We start from the raw sequence: 1140 nt of genomic DNA, 5'->3' as shown, positions 1-1140 counted from the left end.
GGCCTCGGGGGCGTTGAGCGCGAAGTACAGGTGCTGATCGATGATGCACGCGGTGACCAGCGCCATGATGGCGACGAACGACTCGGTCAGCATGCCGCCGTAGCCGATCAGCCGGATCTGCTTCTCCTTCTCGAGCAGCTTCGGGGTCGTGCCCGACGCGATCAGCGCATGGAAACCGGACAGCGCGCCGCACGCGATGGTGATGAACAGGAACGGGAACAGCGATCCGGCGAACGCGGGTCCGTTGCCGGCGATCGCGAACGGGGTGATGTCGGGCATCTCCAACGCCGGGCGGGCGATGAGGATACCGATGGCGAGCAGCGCGATCGTGCCGACCTTCATGAACGTCGACAGGTAGTCGCGCGGGGCCAGCAGCAGCCACACGGGCAGCACCGCCGCGGCGAAGCCGTAGGCGATGAGCAGCCACGCGATCGTCACCTTCGACAGCGTGAACCAGTCCGCGCCCCACTCGGTTTCGGCGACCCAGCCGCCGCCGATGATCGCCAGCAGCAGCAGGACCACGCCGATGACCGAGACCTCCGCGACCTTCCCGGGTCGCAGGTACCGCAGGTACACGCCCATGAACAGCGCGATCGGGATGGTCATGGCGATGGAGAACAGGCCCCACGGGCTCTCGGCGAGCGCGTTGACGACGACCAGCGCGAGCACCGCGATGAGAATGATCATGATGACGAACACGGCGATCAGTGCGGCGACGCCGCCGATCGGGCCGAGCTCGTCACGGGCCATCTGGCCGAGGCTGCGGCCGCGCCGCCGCGACGAGATCCACAGCACCAGGAAGTCCTGGACGGCCCCGGCGAACACGACACCGACGATGATCCAGAGGGTTCCCGGCAGGTATCCCATCTGCGCGGCCAGGACCGGGCCGACGAGGGGACCGGCCCCGGCGATCGCCGCGAAGTGATGACCGAACAGCACCCGGCGGTCGGTCGGCATGTAGTCCTTGCCGTTCTCCAACTCCTCGGCCGGTGTCGCCCGGTCGTCGCGCGGCTGCACGATCTTGCGTTCGATGAACCGCGCATAGAAGCGGAACGCGATCAGATAGCTGCACACCGCAGCGATCACGAACCACACCGCGTTGATGTTCTCGCCGCGCACCAGGGCGATCATCGCCCACGC

The 1140-nt window shown here is 67.5% G+C and carries 1 protein-coding gene; it reads right to left on the bottom strand.

Annotation, left to right across the window (positions count from 1 at the left end; translation table 11 throughout):
• Positions 1–1140 (bottom strand): carbon starvation CstA family protein (locus I0Q12_RS33080; RefSeq protein WP_307846305.1); only part of this gene is annotated, 1140 nt, incomplete at both ends.

Source organism: Rhodococcus sp. CX (assembly GCF_015865005.1).
Lineage (GTDB): Bacteria > Actinomycetota > Actinomycetes > Mycobacteriales > Mycobacteriaceae > Rhodococcus.
Note: the sequence above shows the minus strand (reverse complement) of the source record. Positions and strands in the feature narration are given on the sequence as shown.